This is a genomic window from Variovorax jilinensis (genome assembly GCF_030316885.1).
GTDB classification, from domain to species: domain Bacteria; phylum Pseudomonadota; class Gammaproteobacteria; order Burkholderiales; family Burkholderiaceae_C; genus Variovorax; species Variovorax jilinensis.
Genome location: NZ_JASZYQ010000002.1, coordinates 716,788 through 733,296, shown reverse-complemented (window position 1 = coordinate 733,296; position 16,509 = coordinate 716,788). Strand labels below are relative to the sequence as shown.

Here is a 16,509-nt window from a genome sequence, read left to right as displayed (position 1 = left end):
TCTTATAGTGCCCGGCTACCGCAACGAAACCGCAGGAACCATGAAAACCAAAGCCGCCGTCGCCTGGAAAGCCGCCGCCCCCCTGACCATCGAGACGGTCGACCTCGAAGGCCCGAAGTTCGGCGAGGTGCTGGTCGAGATCAAGGCCACCGGCATCTGCCACACCGACTACTACACGCTCTCGGGCGCCGATCCCGAAGGCATCTTCCCGGCCATCCTGGGCCACGAGGGCGCGGGCATCGTGGTCGATGTCGGCCCCGGCGTCACCACGCTCAAGAAGGGCGACCACGTCATTCCGCTCTACACGCCCGAATGCCGCCAGTGCAAGTTCTGCCTGAGCCGCAAGACCAACCTGTGCCAGCTGATCCGCGGCACCCAGGGCAAGGGCCTGATGCCCGACGCCACCAGCCGCTTCAGCCTGGACGGCAAGCCGATCTTCCACTACATGGGCACCAGCACCTTCAGCAACTACACGGTGGCGCCCGAGATCTCGCTGGCCAAGATCCGCGAGGACGCGCCCTTCGACAAGGTCTGCTACATCGGCTGCGGCGTCACGACCGGCATCGGCGCCGTGATCTTCACGGCCAAGGTGGAAGCCGGCGCCAACGTGGTGGTGTTCGGCCTGGGCGGCATCGGCCTCAACGTGATCCAGGGCGCGAAGATGGTGGGTGCCGACAAGATCATCGGCGTCGACATCAACCCGGCGCGCCAGGAAATGGCCCGCAAGTTCGGCATGACGCACTTCATCAACCCCAAGGAAGTGCCCAACGTGGTCGATGCCATCGTGCAATTGACCGACGGCGGCGCCGACTACAGCTTCGAGTGCATCGGCAACACGCAGGTGATGCGCCAGGCGCTCGAGTGCACGCACAAGGGCTGGGGCCGCAGCATCATCATCGGCGTGGCCGAGGCGGGCGCCGAGATCAGCACGCGGCCGTTCCAGCTGGTCACCGGCCGCAAGTGGGAAGGCTCGGCCTTCGGCGGCGCGCGCGGCCGCACCGACGTGCCGAAGATCGTCGACTGGTACATGGAGAACAAGATCAACATCGACGACCTGATCACGCACACCATGCCGCTGGAAGACATCAACAAGGGCTTCGACCTGATGAAGAGCGGCGAATCGATTCGCGGCGTGGTTCTGTATTGAGCTCGCCCCCAGGTTGGCTCACTTCGTGTAGCCGCCCACCCCCGGCCGGGGGCGATACCAGCGGCCCGTCGAAGCCGGTTCCGCGGTATCTCCCGACCCTCGTGCGAAGGTTCATCTGATTCAGACCATGCAGACCATGCAGACCGAGCAAACGATGCAGCCCTTGCGAACGATCGAAGCCGGCGCGCTCGAAGTCGCGTACTTCGAAACCGGTCCCGCCGACGGGCCGCCGGTGCTGCTGATGCACGGCTTTCCCTACGACATCCACAGCTACGTCGAGGTGGCGCCGATGCTGGCCGAGGCCGGCTGCCGCGTGATCGTGCCCTACCTGCGCGGCTACGGCGCCACGCGCTTTTTGAGCGATGCCACGCCGCGTTCGGGCGAGCAGGCCGCGCTCGGCGCCGACCTGCTCGCGCTGCTCGACGCGCTCTCGATTCCGCGCGCGGTGCTCGCGGGCTACGACTGGGGCGGGCGCGCGGCCTGCGTGGTGGCGGCGCTGTGGCCCGAACGCTGCGCCGGACTGGTCTCGTTCAACAGCTACAACATCCAGGACATCGCGAAGGCGATGCAGCCGGACACGGCCGAGAACGAGCACCGGCTCTGGTACCAGTACTACTTTCACAACGAGCGCGGCCGCGCGGGCCTCGCCAACGACAGGCGCGGCATCACGCGGCTGCTGTGGCGCCTGTGGTCGCCGACCTGGGCCTTCGACGATGCCACCTTCGCGCGCAGCGCGGCCGCCTTCGACCATCCGGACTTCGTCGACGTGGTGATCCAGTCCTACCGGCATCGCTACGGGCTGGTGCCGGGCGATCCGGCCTATGCCGACATCGAAGCCCGGCTCGCGGCGCAGCCGCCGATCACGGTGCCGGCGATCACCTTCGACGGTGCCGACGACGGCGTGCGTCCGCCGAGCCAGGCGTCGGCGCATGCGCACCGCTTCACGGGCCCGCGCTCGCACCGCATCGTGGCGGGCGTCGGCCACAACATGCCGCAGGAAGTGCCGCGCGTGTTCGCCGACGCGGTGCTCGAACTCATTTCCGCACGGACTCCATGACACTCAAGACTCTTTCCGAACACCGCTGCTTCGGCGGCACGCTGCGCTTCCACGAACACGACTCGCGCGAGATCGGCCTGCCGATGCGCTTCTCGGTGTTCCTGCCGCCGCAGGCGTCTCACGGGCCGGTTCCGGCCCTGCTGTACCTCGCCGGCCTGACCTGCAACGAGGAAACCTTCATGGTCAAGGCCGGCGCCCAGCGGCTGGCGGCCGAGCTCGGCCTCGCGCTGATCGCGCCCGACACCAGCCCGCGCGGCCCGGCGGTCGAGGCCCTCGACGGCGCCGCCGCAAGCTGGGACTTCGGCATCGGCGCCGGCTTCTACCTCGACGCCACCGAAGCACCGTGGGCCGGACACTGGCGCATGGAAAGCTGGCTCGTGCGGGAACTGCTGCCGCTGCTCGCGCAGGAACTGCCGATCGATGCCGAACGCCTCGGCATCTTCGGCCATTCGATGGGCGGCCACGGTGCGCTCACGCTCGCGCTGCGCCATCCCGGACGCTTCAAGTCGCTATCGGCGCTGGCGCCGATCTGTGCACCCACCCGGTGCCCGTGGGGCGAGAAGGCCTTCGGCGGCTACCTGGGCGCCGACCGCGGCCGCTGGCTCGCGCACGACGCCACGGTGCTGATGGAATCGCAGTCCGCCGCGCCGTATCCGCAGGGCATCCTGGTCGACCAGGGCCTGGCCGACAAATTCCTGGCCGAGCAACTGCATCCGCACCTGTTCGAGGCCGCCTGTGCCGCCGCCGGCCAGCCGCTCACGCTGCGCCGCCACGACGGCTACGACCACGGCTACTTCTTCATCCAGAGCTTCGTCGCCGACCACCTCGCGCACCATGCCCGGTGCCTGGCGGACGGGCGGTCGGCCGGATGAACGCCGCGCCGCCGCCCCTGCCCGAGCGCGAGCAGATCGCGCTGCTCGAGCCCTTCGAAGGGCTGGAACTGCGCGACATCCACCTGGTGCAGACCCGGCGCGATGCCGAGGCCGCGACCGAGGCGCTGCTGGCCAGCGGCGTGGTCGGCTTCGACACCGAATCGAAGCCGACCTTCGCCAAGAACGAGGTCTCCGGCGGCCCGCACGTGATCCAGTTCGCGACCCGCGACGAAGCCTGGCTGTTCCAGTCGCACCGTGGCGAGCTGGTCGATGCAGTGGCGGCGCTGCTGGCATCGACGCGGCTGCTCAAGGTGGGCTTCGGGCTTTCGGGCGACCTGAGCCTGATCCGCCAGCGCTTCGGCATCGAGCCGGGCGCGGTGTTCGACCTCGACACCGCGTTTCGCCAGCGCGGCTATCGCAAGTCGGTCGGTGTGAAGACCGCGGTGGCGCTGGTGTTCGACCGCCGCTTCATCAAGTCGCGCAAGGCCACCACATCGAACTGGGCCAATCGCCAGCTCAGCGATTCGCAACTGCGCTATGCGGCCAACGACGCCTATGCGGCCATCCGGGTGTACGACGCACTCGGGCTGGGAAGCGCCGGCGACTGAGAGCCCGCGCGGCTCAGAGCCAGGCCCGCACCCGCGCCACCAGCTCGCCCTGCGGCGCGGTGGCATCGACCTCCAGCACCCCGGGCTCCCCGGTCGGCGGCTCGAGCGTCGCGAACTGGTTGGCCACGAGGCTGGCCGGGAACATGTGGGCGCCGGCCCGGGCCGCGACGCGTCGCTCGGCCTCCTCGCGCGTCAGGGCCATGAAGACGAAGCGCAGTTCCGGCACGGCCGCGCGCAGCCTATCCCGGTAGGCGCGCTTGAGCGCCGAGCAGGTCAGCACCGCGCCGCCACGATGGCCTGCCAGCTCGCGGCCCAACGAGGCGAGCCACTCGGCGCGATCGTCGTCCGTGAGCGCGATACCGGCGCGCATCTTGCTCACGTTGTCGGGCGAATGAAAGTCGTCGCCCTCGATCAGGGGCAGCCCCAGGACCGCCGAGAGCGCACCGCCCAGGCTGGACTTGCCGCAACCCGAGACGCCCATCACGACCAGCCAGGAAAAAATGCCGTCGCCCTTGGGAACGTAAATGTCAGTCATGCGCTCCATTGTCTGGAAATCTCTCCTTATGATGGCGGCCTCTTCGCACAGAAGTAACAGATAGTGTCCATGGTCCAGCTCGCCCTGCGTCGCCCCTACACCTTCATCGTGATGGCGATGCTGATCGTGCTGGCAACGCCGTTCGTGCTGATGCGGATGGCGACCGACATCTTTCCGGAAATCAACATTCCGGTGATCAGCATCATCTGGAACTACGGCGGCCTGCCGGCCCAGGAGATGGGCCAGCGCATCGCCGGCCAGACCGAGCGCAGCCTGACCACCACGGTCAGCGACATCGAGCACATCGAGTCGCAGTCGCTGGCCGGCGTGACCGTGATCAAGGTCTTCTTCCAGCCGACCGCCAACATCGAGACCGCCATTGCCCAGGTCGTGGCCTCGATGCAGACCCAGGTGCGGCAGCTGCCGCCCGGCATCACGCCACCGCTCGTCATCAAGTATTCGGCCTCGAGCATTCCGGTGATCCAGCTCGCGCTGTCGAGCCCGACCCGGCCCGAGAACGCGCTGTTCGACGCCGCCATCAACCAGCTTCGGCCGCAGCTCATCACGATCCCGGGCGTCGCGGTGCCCTTTCCCTACGGCGGCAAGAACCGGCTGATCTCGGTCGATCTCGATACGCAGGCGCTGCAGGCGCGCGGCCTGTCGCCGGTCGACGTGGTGAATGCCGTGAATGCCCAGAACCTGATCCTGCCCTCCGGCACGGCCAAGCTGGGCGCCACCGAGTACAGCGTGCGGCTCAACGGTTCGCCCGAGGCGCTGGCAGGCCTGAACGACCTGCCCGTGCGCACCACGGCCGGCGCCACCACCTACCTGCGCGACGTCGCCAACGTGCGCGACGGCTTCTCGCCGCAGACCAACGTGGTGCGCCAGGACGGGGTGCGCGGCGTGCTGCTGTCGGTGCTCAAAAACGGCGGTGCGTCGACGCTAGACATCGTCTCCAACCTGCGCGCGCTGCTGCCGGTGGCGGCGCAGGGCATGCCCTCGGACATCAAGGTCACGCCGCTGTTCGACCAGTCGCTGTTCGTCAAGGCCGCGGTGACGAGCGTGGTGGCCGAGGCGGTGCTCGCGGCGGCGCTGACCGCGGCGATGGTGCTGCTGTTCCTCGGCAACTGGCGCAGCACGCTGATCATCGCGCTCACGATCCCGTTGTCGATCCTGGCCTCGATCCTCGCGCTCTACGCCTTCGGCCAGACGCTCAATCTCATGACGCTGGGCGGGCTCGCGCTGTCGGTCGGCATCCTGGTCGACCAGGCGATCGTCACGATCGAGAACATCGAGCGCCACCTGCACATGGGCACCGAGCTCAACGAGGCGATCCTGGTCGGCGCCGGCGAGATCGGCGCCGCCGCCTTCGTCTCGACGCTGTGCATCTGCATCGTGTTCGTGCCGATGTTCTTCCTCTCGGGGGTGGCCAAGTTCCTGTTCGTGCCGCTCGCGATGGCGGTGGTGTTCGCGATGCTCGCGTCCTACCTGCTGTCGCGCACGCTGGTGCCGACGCTCGTGATGCTGCTGATGGGCGGCGCCCACGCCCAGGCGGATGCCAACGCCCGTCCGAGCCTGCTGCAGCGCGTCTACCGCAGCTTCGACCGCCGCTTCGAGCGCGTGCGGCGCGCCTACACGCTGGTGCTGTCGGCGCTGCTGGCGCGGCGCGGTCGCTTCATCGCCCTGTTCCTCGGCTTCTGCCTGCTGTCGTGCCTGCTGTATCCGGTGCTCGGGCGCGACTTCTTCCCCGGCGTGGACGCCGGCCAGATCCGGCTGCACATGCGCGCACCCACGGGCACCCGCATCGAGGAAACCGCGCGACTGGCCGACGAGGTCGAGGCCGCGATCCGCGAGCTGATCCCGAAGGACCAGCTCGAGACCATCCTGGACAACATCGGCGTGCCCAACAGCGGCATCAACCTCTCGTACAGCAACGCCGGCACCATCGGAACGCTGGACGGCGAGATCCTCATGTCGCTGCGCGACGGCCACCGGCCGACCGAGGAGTTCGTCACGCTGCTGCGCGCCGAGCTGCCCAAGCGCTTCCCGGGCATCGAGTTCTTCTTCCAGCCGGCCGACATCGTCACGCAGATCCTCAACTTTGGCCTGCCCGCGGCGATCGACGTCCAGTTCAGCGGCAACGACGTGGCCGGCAATGCGGCGCGCGCGGCCGAACTCGTGAAGCAGATCCGCAAGATCCCGGGCGCGGTCGACGCCCACGTGCATCAGCGGCTCGACGGCCCCGGCCTCAACCTGCAGATGGACCGCAGCCGCCTGCAGCAGTTCGGCCTGACGGCGGCCAACGTGGGCCAGAACGTGCTGATCGCACTGTCGGGCAGTTCGCAGACGCAGCCCGCCTTCTGGCTCAACCCGGCCAACGGCGTGGTCTACAACATCGCGGTGCAGTCGCCGCAGTACGCGGTCGATTCGCTCGACTCGCTGCTCAACATCCCGGTCGGCCAGCCTGGCGCCGCCGCGAGCGGTCCGCCCCAGCTGCTCGGCAACCTGGTCGAGGCGCAACAGGGCCGGCAGCCGGCGGTGGTGTCGCGCTACAACATCCAGAACGTGATCGACGTCTACGTCAGCGTGCAGGGCACCGACCTCGCGAGCGTCGCCTCGAAGGTGCAGAAGCTGGTCGACGAGATGCGCCCGTCGCTGCCGCGCGGCAGCCAGGTGGCGGTGCGCGGCCAGGTGCAGACCATGCAGAGCTCCTTCATCGGCCTCGGCGTCGGGCTCGCGATGGCGATCGTGCTGGTCTACCTGCTGATCGTGGTCACCTTCCAATCCTGGCTCGACGCCGCGATCATCATCACGGCCCTGCCCGCGGCGCTGGCCGGCATCGCCTGGATGCTGTTCATCACGGGCACCACGCTGAGCGTGCCGGCGCTCACGGGCGCGATCATGACCATGGGCGTGGCGACCGCCAACAGCATCCTGCTGGTGGCCTTCGCACGCGAACGGCTGGCCGCGGGCATTCCGCCGCTGTCGGCCGCGCTCGAGGCCGGCGCCACGCGCATCCGCCCGGTGCTGATGACGGCGTTGGCGATGATCATCGGCATGATCCCGATGGCGCTCGGCTTCGGCGAAGGCGCCGAGCAGAACGCGCCGCTGGGCCGCGCCGTGATCGGCGGCCTGCTGTTCGCGACCGTGTCCACGCTTTTCTTCGTGCCGGCGGTCTACGCCGAGATCCACAACCGCCGCGCCCACCGCAAGGCGGCGCGCGATGCCGCTTCCGCCCGGATGCCGCCACCGCTCGGGGCCGCGCCCCAGGAGACCTGAACCCATGACCGAGCAACGCCACGCGGCCCTCGCGATCCATCCGATCGCCGCCGGTGAGGAAGGCGCCGCCGGCGAGCTGCCGCGCCGCCGCCAGATCGTTCGCAGCATGCGCATCGCGGTGCTGGTGGTGCTCGTGCTGCTCGCCATCGGCGCCGCGCGCACCATCTACGTCCGGATCGCGAACGCGCGTGCGCTCGAGGCCGGCACCGCCGAGCGCGCCATCCAGTACGTGAAGACCGCCCTGCCCCAGACCGCGGGCGCGGGCCAGACGCTGGCGCTGCCGGGCACGCTGCAGGGCTTCACGCAGTCGCCGATCTCGGCCCGTGCGAGCGGCTACCTCAAGCGCTGGACCAAGGACATCGGCAGCCGCGTCGAGAAGGGCGAGCTGCTGGCCGAGATCGAGACGCCCGAGATCGACCAGCAGCTTTCGCAGGCCGTCGCTGCGCGCCAGCAGGCGGCCTCGGGCCTCGAGCTCGCGAAGAGCACGGTGGCGCGCTGGGAAGGCCTGCGCCAGAAGGACGTGGTCTCGCAGCAGGACCTGGACGAGCGCCGCGGCGCGCTCGCGGCGGCCTCGGCCAATCTCGCAGCCGCCGATGCGAACGTGCAGCGGCTGCGCCAGACCGAGGGCTTCAAGCGCGTGCTCGCGCCCTTCGCGGGCGTCATCACCCGGCGCAACGTCGACGTCGGCGACCTGATCGACGCCGGTGCCGGCAACGGCGGACGCGCGCTGTTCCAGCTCGCGCAGACCGATCCGCTGCGGGTCTACGTCAACGTGCCGCAGGCCTACGCGCAGCTCGTGAAGGCCGGCCAGCCGGTGGTGGTGACGCAATCGGAACTGCGCGGCCAGAACTTCAAGGGCCAGGTGGCGCGCACCTCGGGCGCCATCGATGCCGCCAGCCGCATGATGCAGGTCGAGGTCGCGCTGCCGAACCCGGACGGCAAGCTGCTGCCGGGGGCCTACGTGCAGGTCGCACTGCCGCTGACGCCGAGCCTTGCGCTCTCGATCCCGGCCAACGCGCTGCTGTTCCGCGCCGAGGGCACGCGCGTGGCGGTGGTCGATGCCGACGGCAAGGTGCGGCTGCGCGGCATCAGCATCGGGCGCAACTACGGCGAGACGGTCGAGGTGATCGACGGCATCTCGGCCACCGATCGGCTGGTGCTCAACCCCTCCGACTCGCTGGCCGACGGCGACGTGGTCACGGCAGCCAAGGAGCCCGCGTGACGCTGGCGAGGGTGACGTCGGTCGCGCTCGCTGCGGCGCTGCTGGCCGGTTGCGTGGCCGGGCCCGACTACCGCAAGCCCGAGGTCGAGGTGCCCGTGAGCTGGCAACTCGAGCAGCCCTGGCGCCAGGCCTCGCCCAGCGATGCCGAGGCCAAGGGCCCGTGGTGGCTGCGGTTCGGCGACCCCACGCTCGATGCACTTCAGCTGAAGGCGCTGGCGGGCAACCCCTCGCTCGCGATCGCGAGTGCGCGGCTCAACCAGGCGCGCGCCACGCTCGCGGGCGCCGAATCGGCGCTCTACCCGCAGGTGGGGCTCGGCGCCCGCGCCTCGCGTCTCAAGATCTCGGCCAACCGGCCGCTCACCAACTACACGGCGAGCAACTATTCGACCGTGCAGAACGACTTCGCGCTGCTGCTCAACGCCAGCTACGAACTCGATCTCGCGGGCCGCGTGCAGCGCAGCGTCGAGGGCGCGACGGCCTCGGCCGAGCAGTCGGCCGCCGACCTCGAGAACACCCGGCTGCTGCTGACCGCGGACCTGGCGTCGAACTACTTCAACCTGCGGGCCATCGACCTCGAGCTCGACGTGGTGTCGCGCTCGATCGAGCTGCAGCAGCGGGCCCTGCAGTTCGTGACCGACCGCCACGAAGGCGGCGCCGTGTCGGGCCTCGACGTCGCCCAGCAGCAGGCGCTGCTCGACAACACGCTCACGCAGGTCTCGCTGCTCAAGCGCCAGCGCGCGCTGTTCGAGCATGCGATCGCCACGCTCACGGGGACGCCCGCGCCCAACTTCTCGCTCGCGCCCGACGTCAGGCCGCTCAGGCCGCCGCCGATCCCGCTCGGCGTGCCCTCTGATGCGCTCGAACGCCGGCCCGACGTCGCCGCGGCCGAGCGCGCGATGGCCGCGGCCAATGCGCAGATCGGCGTCGCCACGGCGGCCTTCTATCCGAGCGTCAACCTGCTGCCCACGGGCGGCGTCGACAGCCGCAGCCTCTCGACCCTGTTCGATGCCCAGAGCGTGCTGTGGTCGATCGGTGTCTCGGCCACGCAGAGCATCTTCGACGGCGGGCGCATCCGGGCCAATGTCGACTTCACGCGCGCCGGCTACGACGCCACGGTCGCGAGCTACCGCCGCGTGGTGCTGACCGCGATGCAGGAGGCCGAGGACGGCATCACGAGCCTGGCCGCGCTCGAGAGCGCGTCCGCGCAATCGCAGGCCGCGGTCGCCAGCGCGCGCCGCGTGCTCGAGATGTCGGCCAGCCGCTACGAGGGCGGCGCCACCACGTACCTCGACGTCATCACGGCGCAGCAGGCGCTGCTCAACATCGAGCGACAGTCGGCGCAGCTCTCGGGCCAGCGCATGCTCGGCTCGGTGTTTCTCGTGAAGGCGCTGGGCGGCGACTGGTGCGGCGTCGAGCCGCGCGGCGGCAGCGGCAACGCCGACGCGCTCGCTAGAACAGGCTGCCCTGCCCCGCTGCGCCAGGTGGTCGGAACGCGCTGAGGTCGAGCGCGATGCGCTCCCGGTTGAAGCCGATGCGGTGGGTCGCCTTCTCGAAGCGCTGGCGGATCAGGTCGGCCCACAGCCCGCTGCCCTTCATCCGCGTGGCGAAATCGGCGTCGTAGTCGCGGCCGCCGCGCATCTCGCGGATGCGCGCCATGATGCGGCCGGCGCGCTGCGGATAGTGCAGTTCGAGCCACTGCTTGAACAGCGGCGCGACCTCCCAGGGCAAGCGGATCACGGTGTAGAAGGCGCTGCGCGCCCCGGCCTCCCAGGCCGCCTCGAGGACCTGTTCCATGTCCTCGGTGACGAAGGGAATCTGCGGCGCCACGCTGACGCCGACCGGCACGCCGGCATCGGCCAGGGTGCGCAGCGTGCGCAGCCGCCGGTGCGGCGCCGCGGCGCGCGGCTCGAGCTTGCGCGCGAGCTCGCCGTCGAGCGTGGTGATCGTGACGTAGACCGCGGCGAGCCGGTCGGCCGCCATCGGCGCGATCAGGTCGAGATCGTGCTCGACCGCGCTCGACTTGGTCACCAGGGCGAAGGGATGGCGGGTCTCCTTCAGCACCTCGATCACCGAGCGCGTGAGCCGCAGCTCGCGCTCGATCGGCTGGTAGCAGTCGGTGGCGGTGCCGATCGCGATCTGGCTCGGCCGGTAGTTGCGGCGGCCGAGTTCGACGCGCAGCACCTCGGCGATGTTGCGCTTGGCGATCAGCCGGGTCTCGAAGTCGAGGCCCGGCGAGAGGTTGAGATAGCTGTGCGTGGGCCGCGCGAAGCAGTAGATGCAGCCGTGTTCGCAGCCCCGGTAGGGATTGAGCGAACGGTCGAAGGGAATGTCGGGCGAGTCGTTCTCGCCCAGCACCGACCTGGCATCCTCGAAGCGCACCTCGGTCTGCAGCGGCGGCAGCGCTTCGGCCTCGCTCTCCTCGAGCGTGCCCCAGCCGTCGTCGAAGGCGGCGCGCTGGTCGCGCTCGAAACGATGCGCCAGCCGCGAGGCCGCGCCGCGGCCCTTGAGGGCGTGCAGGGGGATGAAGGCATCGGCCATGACATCGATCTCGATACTGTATGAAACAACAGTATTTCACGATTCCAAACCGAGCGGTGAAAGCGGTTGTTGCAGCGTTCAAGAATTGGGATAGTGTCGATGCGAGGCGGCGATGCCGTTGTCGCCCCACAAGCATTCCACCCCATGCCGCGCCGACCCGAGAACCTCTACCCCCACTACCACGCCCACCTCTACTTCGGCCCGGACACGCTGGCCCTCGCGCGCGAGCTGGCCGAAGCGGCCGGGCGCGAACTTCCGGTGGCGGTCGGCCGCGTGCACGAGCGCCCCGTGGGCCCGCACCCGCAATGGAGCTGCCAGCTCGCCTTCGACGCTGCGGCGTTCGACCGCGTCATTCCCTGGCTCGAGGCGCGCCGAGGATCGATGGACGTGTTCGTGCACGGACTCACGGGCGACGACCTGCTCGATCACACGGCGCACGCCATGTGGCTCGGCAACGAATGGCCGCTCGACCTGCGCATGTTCGGCCGGTCGGCGGCCGGCTGAGCACTCGTCGACGCGGCTCAGAACTCGGCGTCGAGCTCGTCGATCTCGTCGGGCTCCTGCTTGGCCGCCTTCAACCATTCCTGCATGGCGGGCAGTTCCATGATCCGCTTGCAGTAGCTGGTGCAGGCGGCGTCGAGCTTGACGTCGTAGGTGATGAAGCGCGTGACCACGGGCGCGTACATCGCATCGGCCAGGCAGGGCTGCTTGCCGAACAGATAGGGCCCGCCGTAGGCCTTCAGGCATTCGCGCCAGATCGCGACCACGCGGTCGATGTCGGTCTGGGCGCGCGACCAGATCTTGAAGCTCGGGAACCTGGCCTTGGCGTTCATCGGCAGCGAACTGCGCATCGCGCTGAAGCCCGAGTGCATCTCGCCGCTGATCGCGCGGCAGTGCGCACGCGCCGCGGCATCGGCCGGCAGCAGGCCTGCCTTGGGCTTGATCTCGTTGAGGTATTCGCCGATCGCCAGCGTGTCCCACACCTTGATGCTGCCGTGCTGCAGCGAAGGCACCAGCATCGAGGACGACAGCAGCAGCATCTCGGCCTTCATGGCCGGATCGTCGGGCGGAATGATCTTCTCGCTGAAGTCCAGGCCGGCAAGGCGGCACATCAGCCAGCCGCGCAGCGACCATGCGCCGTAGTTCTTGCTGCTGATGGTGAGGACTGGTTTGGCCATGCTGACACTCCTGGGCTGCCGGATCGGCAACTGCACGTGTGCAAGCCCTGTGCCAGAACAGTGCATCTCTGCGGCGCGCGCAGCGCTTGGCCCGCAACTTGCCTGTACCCGTTACATGCTGTACCGGGCCTATCAAACCAATACCGACCTGCTTTCGCCGTCCCGGCTTGCAGCCCAGTTCCTCGGCAAGGGCGCGTGGGATTCCAAGCCCGATCGGAGCGCATCGCGCCGGATCGCGGCGGCGCTCGACGTCTACGCGCACATGCGGCTGACGCACACGCGGCCCGACTACGGCATCACGAGCGTGCAGTCGGAAGGCCAGGAAGTCGCAGTCCACGAGGAAGTGACCCTCGTCGCACCCTTCGGCACCCTGCTGCACTTTCGCAAGGACACCAAGGCGGTGCAGCCCAAGGTGCTCCTGGCCGCACCGTTGTCGGGCCACTTCGCGACCCTGCTGCGCGAAACGGTGCGCACGCTGCTGCGCGACCACGACGTCTATCTGACCGACTGGCACAACGCGCGCGACGTGCCCTTGTGGAACGGCGGCTTCGGCCTCGACGACTACACGCTGCAGCTCGTGAGCTTCCTCGAGGCCATCGGGCCGGGGGCGCACATGGTGGCGGTGTGCCAGCCCTGCGTGGCGGCGCTGGCAGCCACCTCGCTCATGGCGGAGGACGACAACGCGGCCGCGCCGCTGAGCCTCACGCTGATGGCCGGCCCGGTCGACTGCCGGATCAACCCGACCGCGGTCAACAAGCTCGCGACCGACAAGCCCATCAGGTGGTTCGAGCGCAACCTCATCAGCCGGGTGCCGTGGCCGCACGCGGGCATGATGCGGCGCGTCTACCCGGGCTTCCTGCAGCTCAGCGCGTTCATGAGCATGAACCCCGAGCGCCACAAGGAACAGTTCAAGAAGCTCTACCACCACCTGGTGGAGGGCGAGTTCGAGCAGGCCGCCACGATCCGCAACTTCTACGAGGAGTACCTCGCGGTCAACGACCTGCCGGCGGAGTTCTATCTGGAGACCGTGGAGCGCGTCTTCCAGACCTACGACCTGCCGCGCGGCGAGCTGACGGTCGGCGCGCGGAAGGTCGATCCGTCCGCCATTCGCCGAACCGCGCTGATGACGGTAGAGGGCGAACGCGACGACATCTGCGCGGTCGGCCAGACCGTCGCCGCGCAGGATCTCTGCACTGGCGTCCGTCCGTACCTCAAGACCCACCACCTGCAGGCCGGCGTCGGGCACTACGGCGTCTTCAGCGGCAGCAAGTGGAACACGCAGATCTATCCGCGCGTGCGGGAGATGATCCACACGGCGCAGGAACTGCACTAGGCGCCCCGCAGGGCTTCGGGGAAGGCGTCGGCGTCAGGGCGCCGAGTCGGTCGGCTCTTCGGGCCAGTCGCGGATGTAGGCCTTGAGCATCTTGTTCTCGAAGTTCTGGCTGTCCACCACGGCCTTGGCGACGTCGTAGAAGCTGATCACGCCCATCAGCATCCGCTTGTCCATCACCGGCATGTAGCGCGCGTGGCGCTCGAGCATGATGCGGCGGATCTCGTCGAGGTCGGTCTCGAGCGTGCAGGTCACGGGATGGTCGTCCATCGCCTTGCGCACCTGCGTGCCGCCGACCTGCCCGCCATTGGCGACGATGGCCAGGATCACCTCGCGGAAGGTCAGCATGCCGACCAGGTCGCCATGCTCCATGACGACCAGCGAACCGATGTCCTTCTCGGCCATGATGTTGACTGCATGGGCCAGGGGTTCGTCTGGCATGACGGTGTAGAGCGTGCTGCCCTTGACCCGCAGGATGTCGCTGACCTTCATCGAAATGCTCCTCACTTGCTCGGCGGCGTGCCGTTTTGAATATAGCCCACAATGGCCGCCCGAATCACCGCTGCGCGCGCGCCGCCGAGGCCGCGCGCGTAACGGAGCATTGCAGAAACGACTTCGAAAGGCGCTCATGTCCGGTTACTCAGACCCCGGCTTCGACACGCTGGCATTGCATGCCGGCGCTGCCCCCGACCCCGTCACCGGCGCGCGCGCGGTGCCGATCCATCTCACGACCTCGTTCGTCTTCGAATCGAGCGACCATGCGGCCGCGCTGTTCAACCTCGAACGCGCGGGCCATGTCTATTCGCGCATCAGCAATCCGACCAACGCGGTGCTCGAGCAGCGCGTGGCCGCGCTCGAAGGCGGCATCGGCGCGATCGCGACCGCGAGCGGCCAGGCCGCGCTGCACCTGTCGGTCGCCACCCTGATGGGTGCCGGCTCGCACATCGTCGCGAGCACCGCGCTCTACGGAGGCTCGCAGAACCTGCTGCACTACACGATGCGGCGCTTCGGCATCGCCACCACCTTTGTCAAGCCCGACGACCTCGACGGCTGGCGCGCCGCGATCCGGCCCGAGACCAAGCTGCTGTTCGGCGAGACCGTCGGCAATCCGGGCCTCGACGTGCTCGACATCCCGGCGGTGAGCGACATCGCGCACGCGGCCGGCGTGCCACTGCTGGTCGATTCGACGCTGACCTCGCCCTACCTCATCAAGCCCTTCGACTGGGGCGCCGACCTGGTCTACCACTCGGCCACCAAGTTCCTCTCGGGCCACGGCACCGTGATCGGCGGCGTGGTGGTCGATTCGGGCAGCTTCGACTGGGAGCGCTCGGGCAAGTTCGCCGAACTGACCCAGGCCTACGACGGCTTCCACAACATGGTCTTCAGCGAGGAGAGCACGGTCGGCGCCTTCCTGCTGCGCGCGCGCCGCGAGGGGCTGCGCGACTTCGGCGCCTCGATGAGCCCGCACACGGCCTGGCTGATCCTGCAGGGCATCGAGACGCTGCCGCTGCGCATGGAGCGCCACATCGACAACACGCAGAAGGTGGTCGAGTTCCTGGCCGCGCATCCCTTCGTCTCGCGCGTGGGCCATCCGCTGCTCGAGTCGCATCCGAGCCATGCGCTGGCCAACAAGCTGCTGCGCCACGGCGCCAAGGGTGCCGGCGCGGTGTTCAGCTTCGACCTCAAGGGCAACCGCGAGCAGGGCAAGAAGTTCATCGAGACGCTGCGCATCTTCAGCCACCTGGCCAACGTCGGCGACTGCCGCAGCCTCGTGATCCATCCGGCCAGCACCACACACTTCCGCATGACCGACGAGGCGCTCGCGGGCGCCGGCATCTCGCAGGGCACGATCCGGCTGTCGATCGGACTCGAGGACCCGGCCGACCTGATCGACGACCTCAAGCGCGCGCTGAAGGCCGCAGAGAAGGCGGGTGCGTGATGGAAGTCCTCGTCAACGGCCACGCCACCTACTGCTACACCGGCGGCAAGCCGCTCGATGCGGCCAAGCCCACGGTGCTCTTCATCCACGGCGTGCTCAACGACCACAGCGTCTGGATCCTGCAGAGCCGCTGGTTCGCCAACCACGGCTGGAACGTGCTCGCGGTCGACCTGCCGGGGCACTGCCGCAGCGCGGGGCCGCCGCCTGCCACGGTCGAGCAGGCCGCGGACTTCGTGGTCGCGCTGCTCGACGCCGTGGGCGTCGAGCGCGCCGCGCTGGTCGGCCACAGCTTCGGCTCGCTGATCGCGCTCGAGGCCGCGGCGCGCGCGCCGCAGCGCGTGACGAAGCTCGCGATGGTCGGCACCGCCTACCCGATGACCGTCTCGCCCGCGCTGCTCGACGCCGCGCTCAACGATCCGCAGCGCGCGATCGCGATGGTCAACACCTTCTCGCACTCGATGCTCGCGCCGCCGCCCTCCACGCTGGGCCCGGGTACCTGGCTCTACGGCAGCTCGCGGGCGCTGATGCGCCGCGTGCTCGCAAGCAACCGCGACGCCAACGTGTTCCACATCGGCTTCAAGGCCTGCAACGACTACGCGAACGGCGAGCAGGCGCTCGCGCAGCTCCAGTGCCCGGTGCTGTTCCTGCTCGGCGAATCGGACCAGATGACGCAGCCGCGCGCCGCGCGCACGCTGACGCAGAAGGCCAGGGATGGCAAGGTGGTGACTGTCGAGGCCGGCCACGACCTCATGGCCGAGGCACCCGACGCCGTGCTGTTCGCGCTGCGCGACTTCCTCGCCTGAG

General features: G+C 69.0%; 15 protein-coding genes. 11 read left to right on the top strand and 4 right to left on the bottom strand.

What is annotated here, in order from left to right; genetic code table 11:
* The first annotated feature begins 40 nt into the window (after positions 1–40).
* The 4 genes from QTH87_RS10595 (at position 41) to QTH87_RS10580 (ending at position 3,684) form a co-directional block, all read left to right on the top strand.
* Complete coding sequence (locus tag QTH87_RS10595) at positions 41–1,147, top strand: S-(hydroxymethyl)glutathione dehydrogenase/class III alcohol dehydrogenase (RefSeq protein WP_286608868.1); 1,107 nt, start codon at positions 41–43, stop codon at positions 1,145–1,147.
* Between the two features lie 136 nt (positions 1,148–1,283).
* Positions 1,284–2,204 carry an alpha/beta fold hydrolase gene (locus QTH87_RS10590; protein WP_286608867.1) on the top strand — a complete coding sequence of 307 codons (921 nt, stop codon included), beginning with the start codon at positions 1,284–1,286 and terminating at the stop codon, positions 2,202–2,204.
* Positions 2,201–3,076: an S-formylglutathione hydrolase gene (fghA, locus tag QTH87_RS10585; RefSeq protein ID WP_286608866.1), complete on the top strand. Its 876-nt coding sequence runs from the start codon at positions 2,201–2,203 to the stop codon at positions 3,074–3,076. The genes QTH87_RS10590 and fghA overlap by 4 nt, the downstream gene beginning before the upstream one ends.
* Positions 3,073–3,684, top strand: coding sequence for a 3'-5' exonuclease (locus QTH87_RS10580; protein WP_286608865.1), 612 nt, complete (start codon positions 3,073–3,075; stop codon positions 3,682–3,684). Before fghA ends, QTH87_RS10580 begins: the two co-directional genes overlap by 4 nt.
* A 13-nt stretch (positions 3,685–3,697) precedes the next feature.
* On the opposite strand, the gene QTH87_RS10575 is transcribed toward QTH87_RS10580, so the two are convergent.
* Entirely contained in the window at positions 3,698–4,219 is a 522-nt protein-coding gene (locus QTH87_RS10575) for a gluconokinase (RefSeq protein ID WP_286608864.1), read from the bottom strand.
* 63 nt (positions 4,220–4,282) lie between these two features.
* On the opposite strand from QTH87_RS10575, the gene QTH87_RS10570 reads away from it, so the two are divergent.
* Genes QTH87_RS10570 through QTH87_RS10560 form a run of 3 tightly spaced genes read left to right on the top strand, consistent with a single transcriptional unit; the run spans position 4,283 to position 10,219 of the window.
* The gene (locus tag QTH87_RS10570; RefSeq protein WP_286608863.1) at positions 4,283–7,498 is read left to right on the top strand and encodes an efflux RND transporter permease subunit; all 3,216 of its coding nucleotides are present in this window, start codon (positions 4,283–4,285) and stop codon (positions 7,496–7,498) included.
* Between the two features lie 4 nt (positions 7,499–7,502).
* Complete coding sequence (locus QTH87_RS10565) at positions 7,503–8,720, top strand: efflux RND transporter periplasmic adaptor subunit (RefSeq protein ID WP_286608862.1); 1,218 nt, start codon at positions 7,503–7,505, stop codon at positions 8,718–8,720.
* On the top strand, positions 8,717–10,219 hold the full coding sequence (locus tag QTH87_RS10560) for an efflux transporter outer membrane subunit (protein WP_286608861.1): 1,503 nt from the start codon (positions 8,717–8,719) through the stop codon (positions 10,217–10,219). The genes QTH87_RS10565 and QTH87_RS10560 overlap by 4 nt, the downstream gene beginning before the upstream one ends.
* Here QTH87_RS10560 and QTH87_RS10555 read toward each other — a convergent pair.
* Positions 10,170–11,258, bottom strand: coding sequence for a PA0069 family radical SAM protein (locus tag QTH87_RS10555; protein WP_286608860.1), 1,089 nt, complete (start codon positions 11,256–11,258; stop codon positions 10,170–10,172). The genes QTH87_RS10560 and QTH87_RS10555 overlap by 50 nt on opposite strands.
* Positions 11,259–11,402: 144 nt before the next feature.
* On the opposite strand from QTH87_RS10555, the gene QTH87_RS10550 reads away from it, so the two are divergent.
* The gene (locus QTH87_RS10550; RefSeq protein ID WP_286608859.1) at positions 11,403–11,762 is read left to right on the top strand and encodes a DOPA 4,5-dioxygenase family protein; all 360 of its coding nucleotides are present in this window, start codon (positions 11,403–11,405) and stop codon (positions 11,760–11,762) included.
* Positions 11,763–11,779: 17 nt separating this feature from the next.
* Here QTH87_RS10550 and QTH87_RS10545 read toward each other — a convergent pair whose 3' ends face one another.
* Positions 11,780–12,436 (bottom strand): glutathione S-transferase, encoded by a 657-nt coding sequence (locus QTH87_RS10545; protein ID WP_286608858.1) that lies wholly within the window; start codon positions 12,434–12,436, stop codon positions 11,780–11,782.
* Between the two features lie 115 nt (positions 12,437–12,551).
* On the opposite strand from QTH87_RS10545, the gene QTH87_RS10540 reads away from it, so the two are divergent.
* The gene (locus QTH87_RS10540) at positions 12,552–13,769 is read left to right on the top strand and encodes a polyhydroxyalkanoate depolymerase (protein WP_286608857.1); all 1,218 of its coding nucleotides are present in this window, start codon (positions 12,552–12,554) and stop codon (positions 13,767–13,769) included.
* 33 nt (positions 13,770–13,802) lie between these two features.
* Here QTH87_RS10540 and QTH87_RS10535 read toward each other — a convergent pair whose 3' ends face one another.
* Positions 13,803–14,258, bottom strand: coding sequence for a CBS domain-containing protein (locus tag QTH87_RS10535; protein ID WP_286608856.1), 456 nt, complete (start codon positions 14,256–14,258; stop codon positions 13,803–13,805).
* 136 nt (positions 14,259–14,394) lie between these two features.
* Here QTH87_RS10535 and QTH87_RS10530 point away from each other — a divergent pair, with 136 nt between their 5' ends.
* Positions 14,395–15,705 (top strand): O-acetylhomoserine aminocarboxypropyltransferase, encoded by a 1,311-nt coding sequence (locus QTH87_RS10530; RefSeq protein ID WP_286608855.1) that lies wholly within the window; start codon positions 14,395–14,397, stop codon positions 15,703–15,705.
* Positions 15,705–16,508 (top strand): alpha/beta fold hydrolase, encoded by an 804-nt coding sequence (locus QTH87_RS10525; protein WP_286608854.1) that lies wholly within the window; start codon positions 15,705–15,707, stop codon positions 16,506–16,508. The genes QTH87_RS10530 and QTH87_RS10525 overlap by 1 nt, the downstream gene beginning before the upstream one ends.
* Position 16,509: the final 1 nt, after the last annotated feature.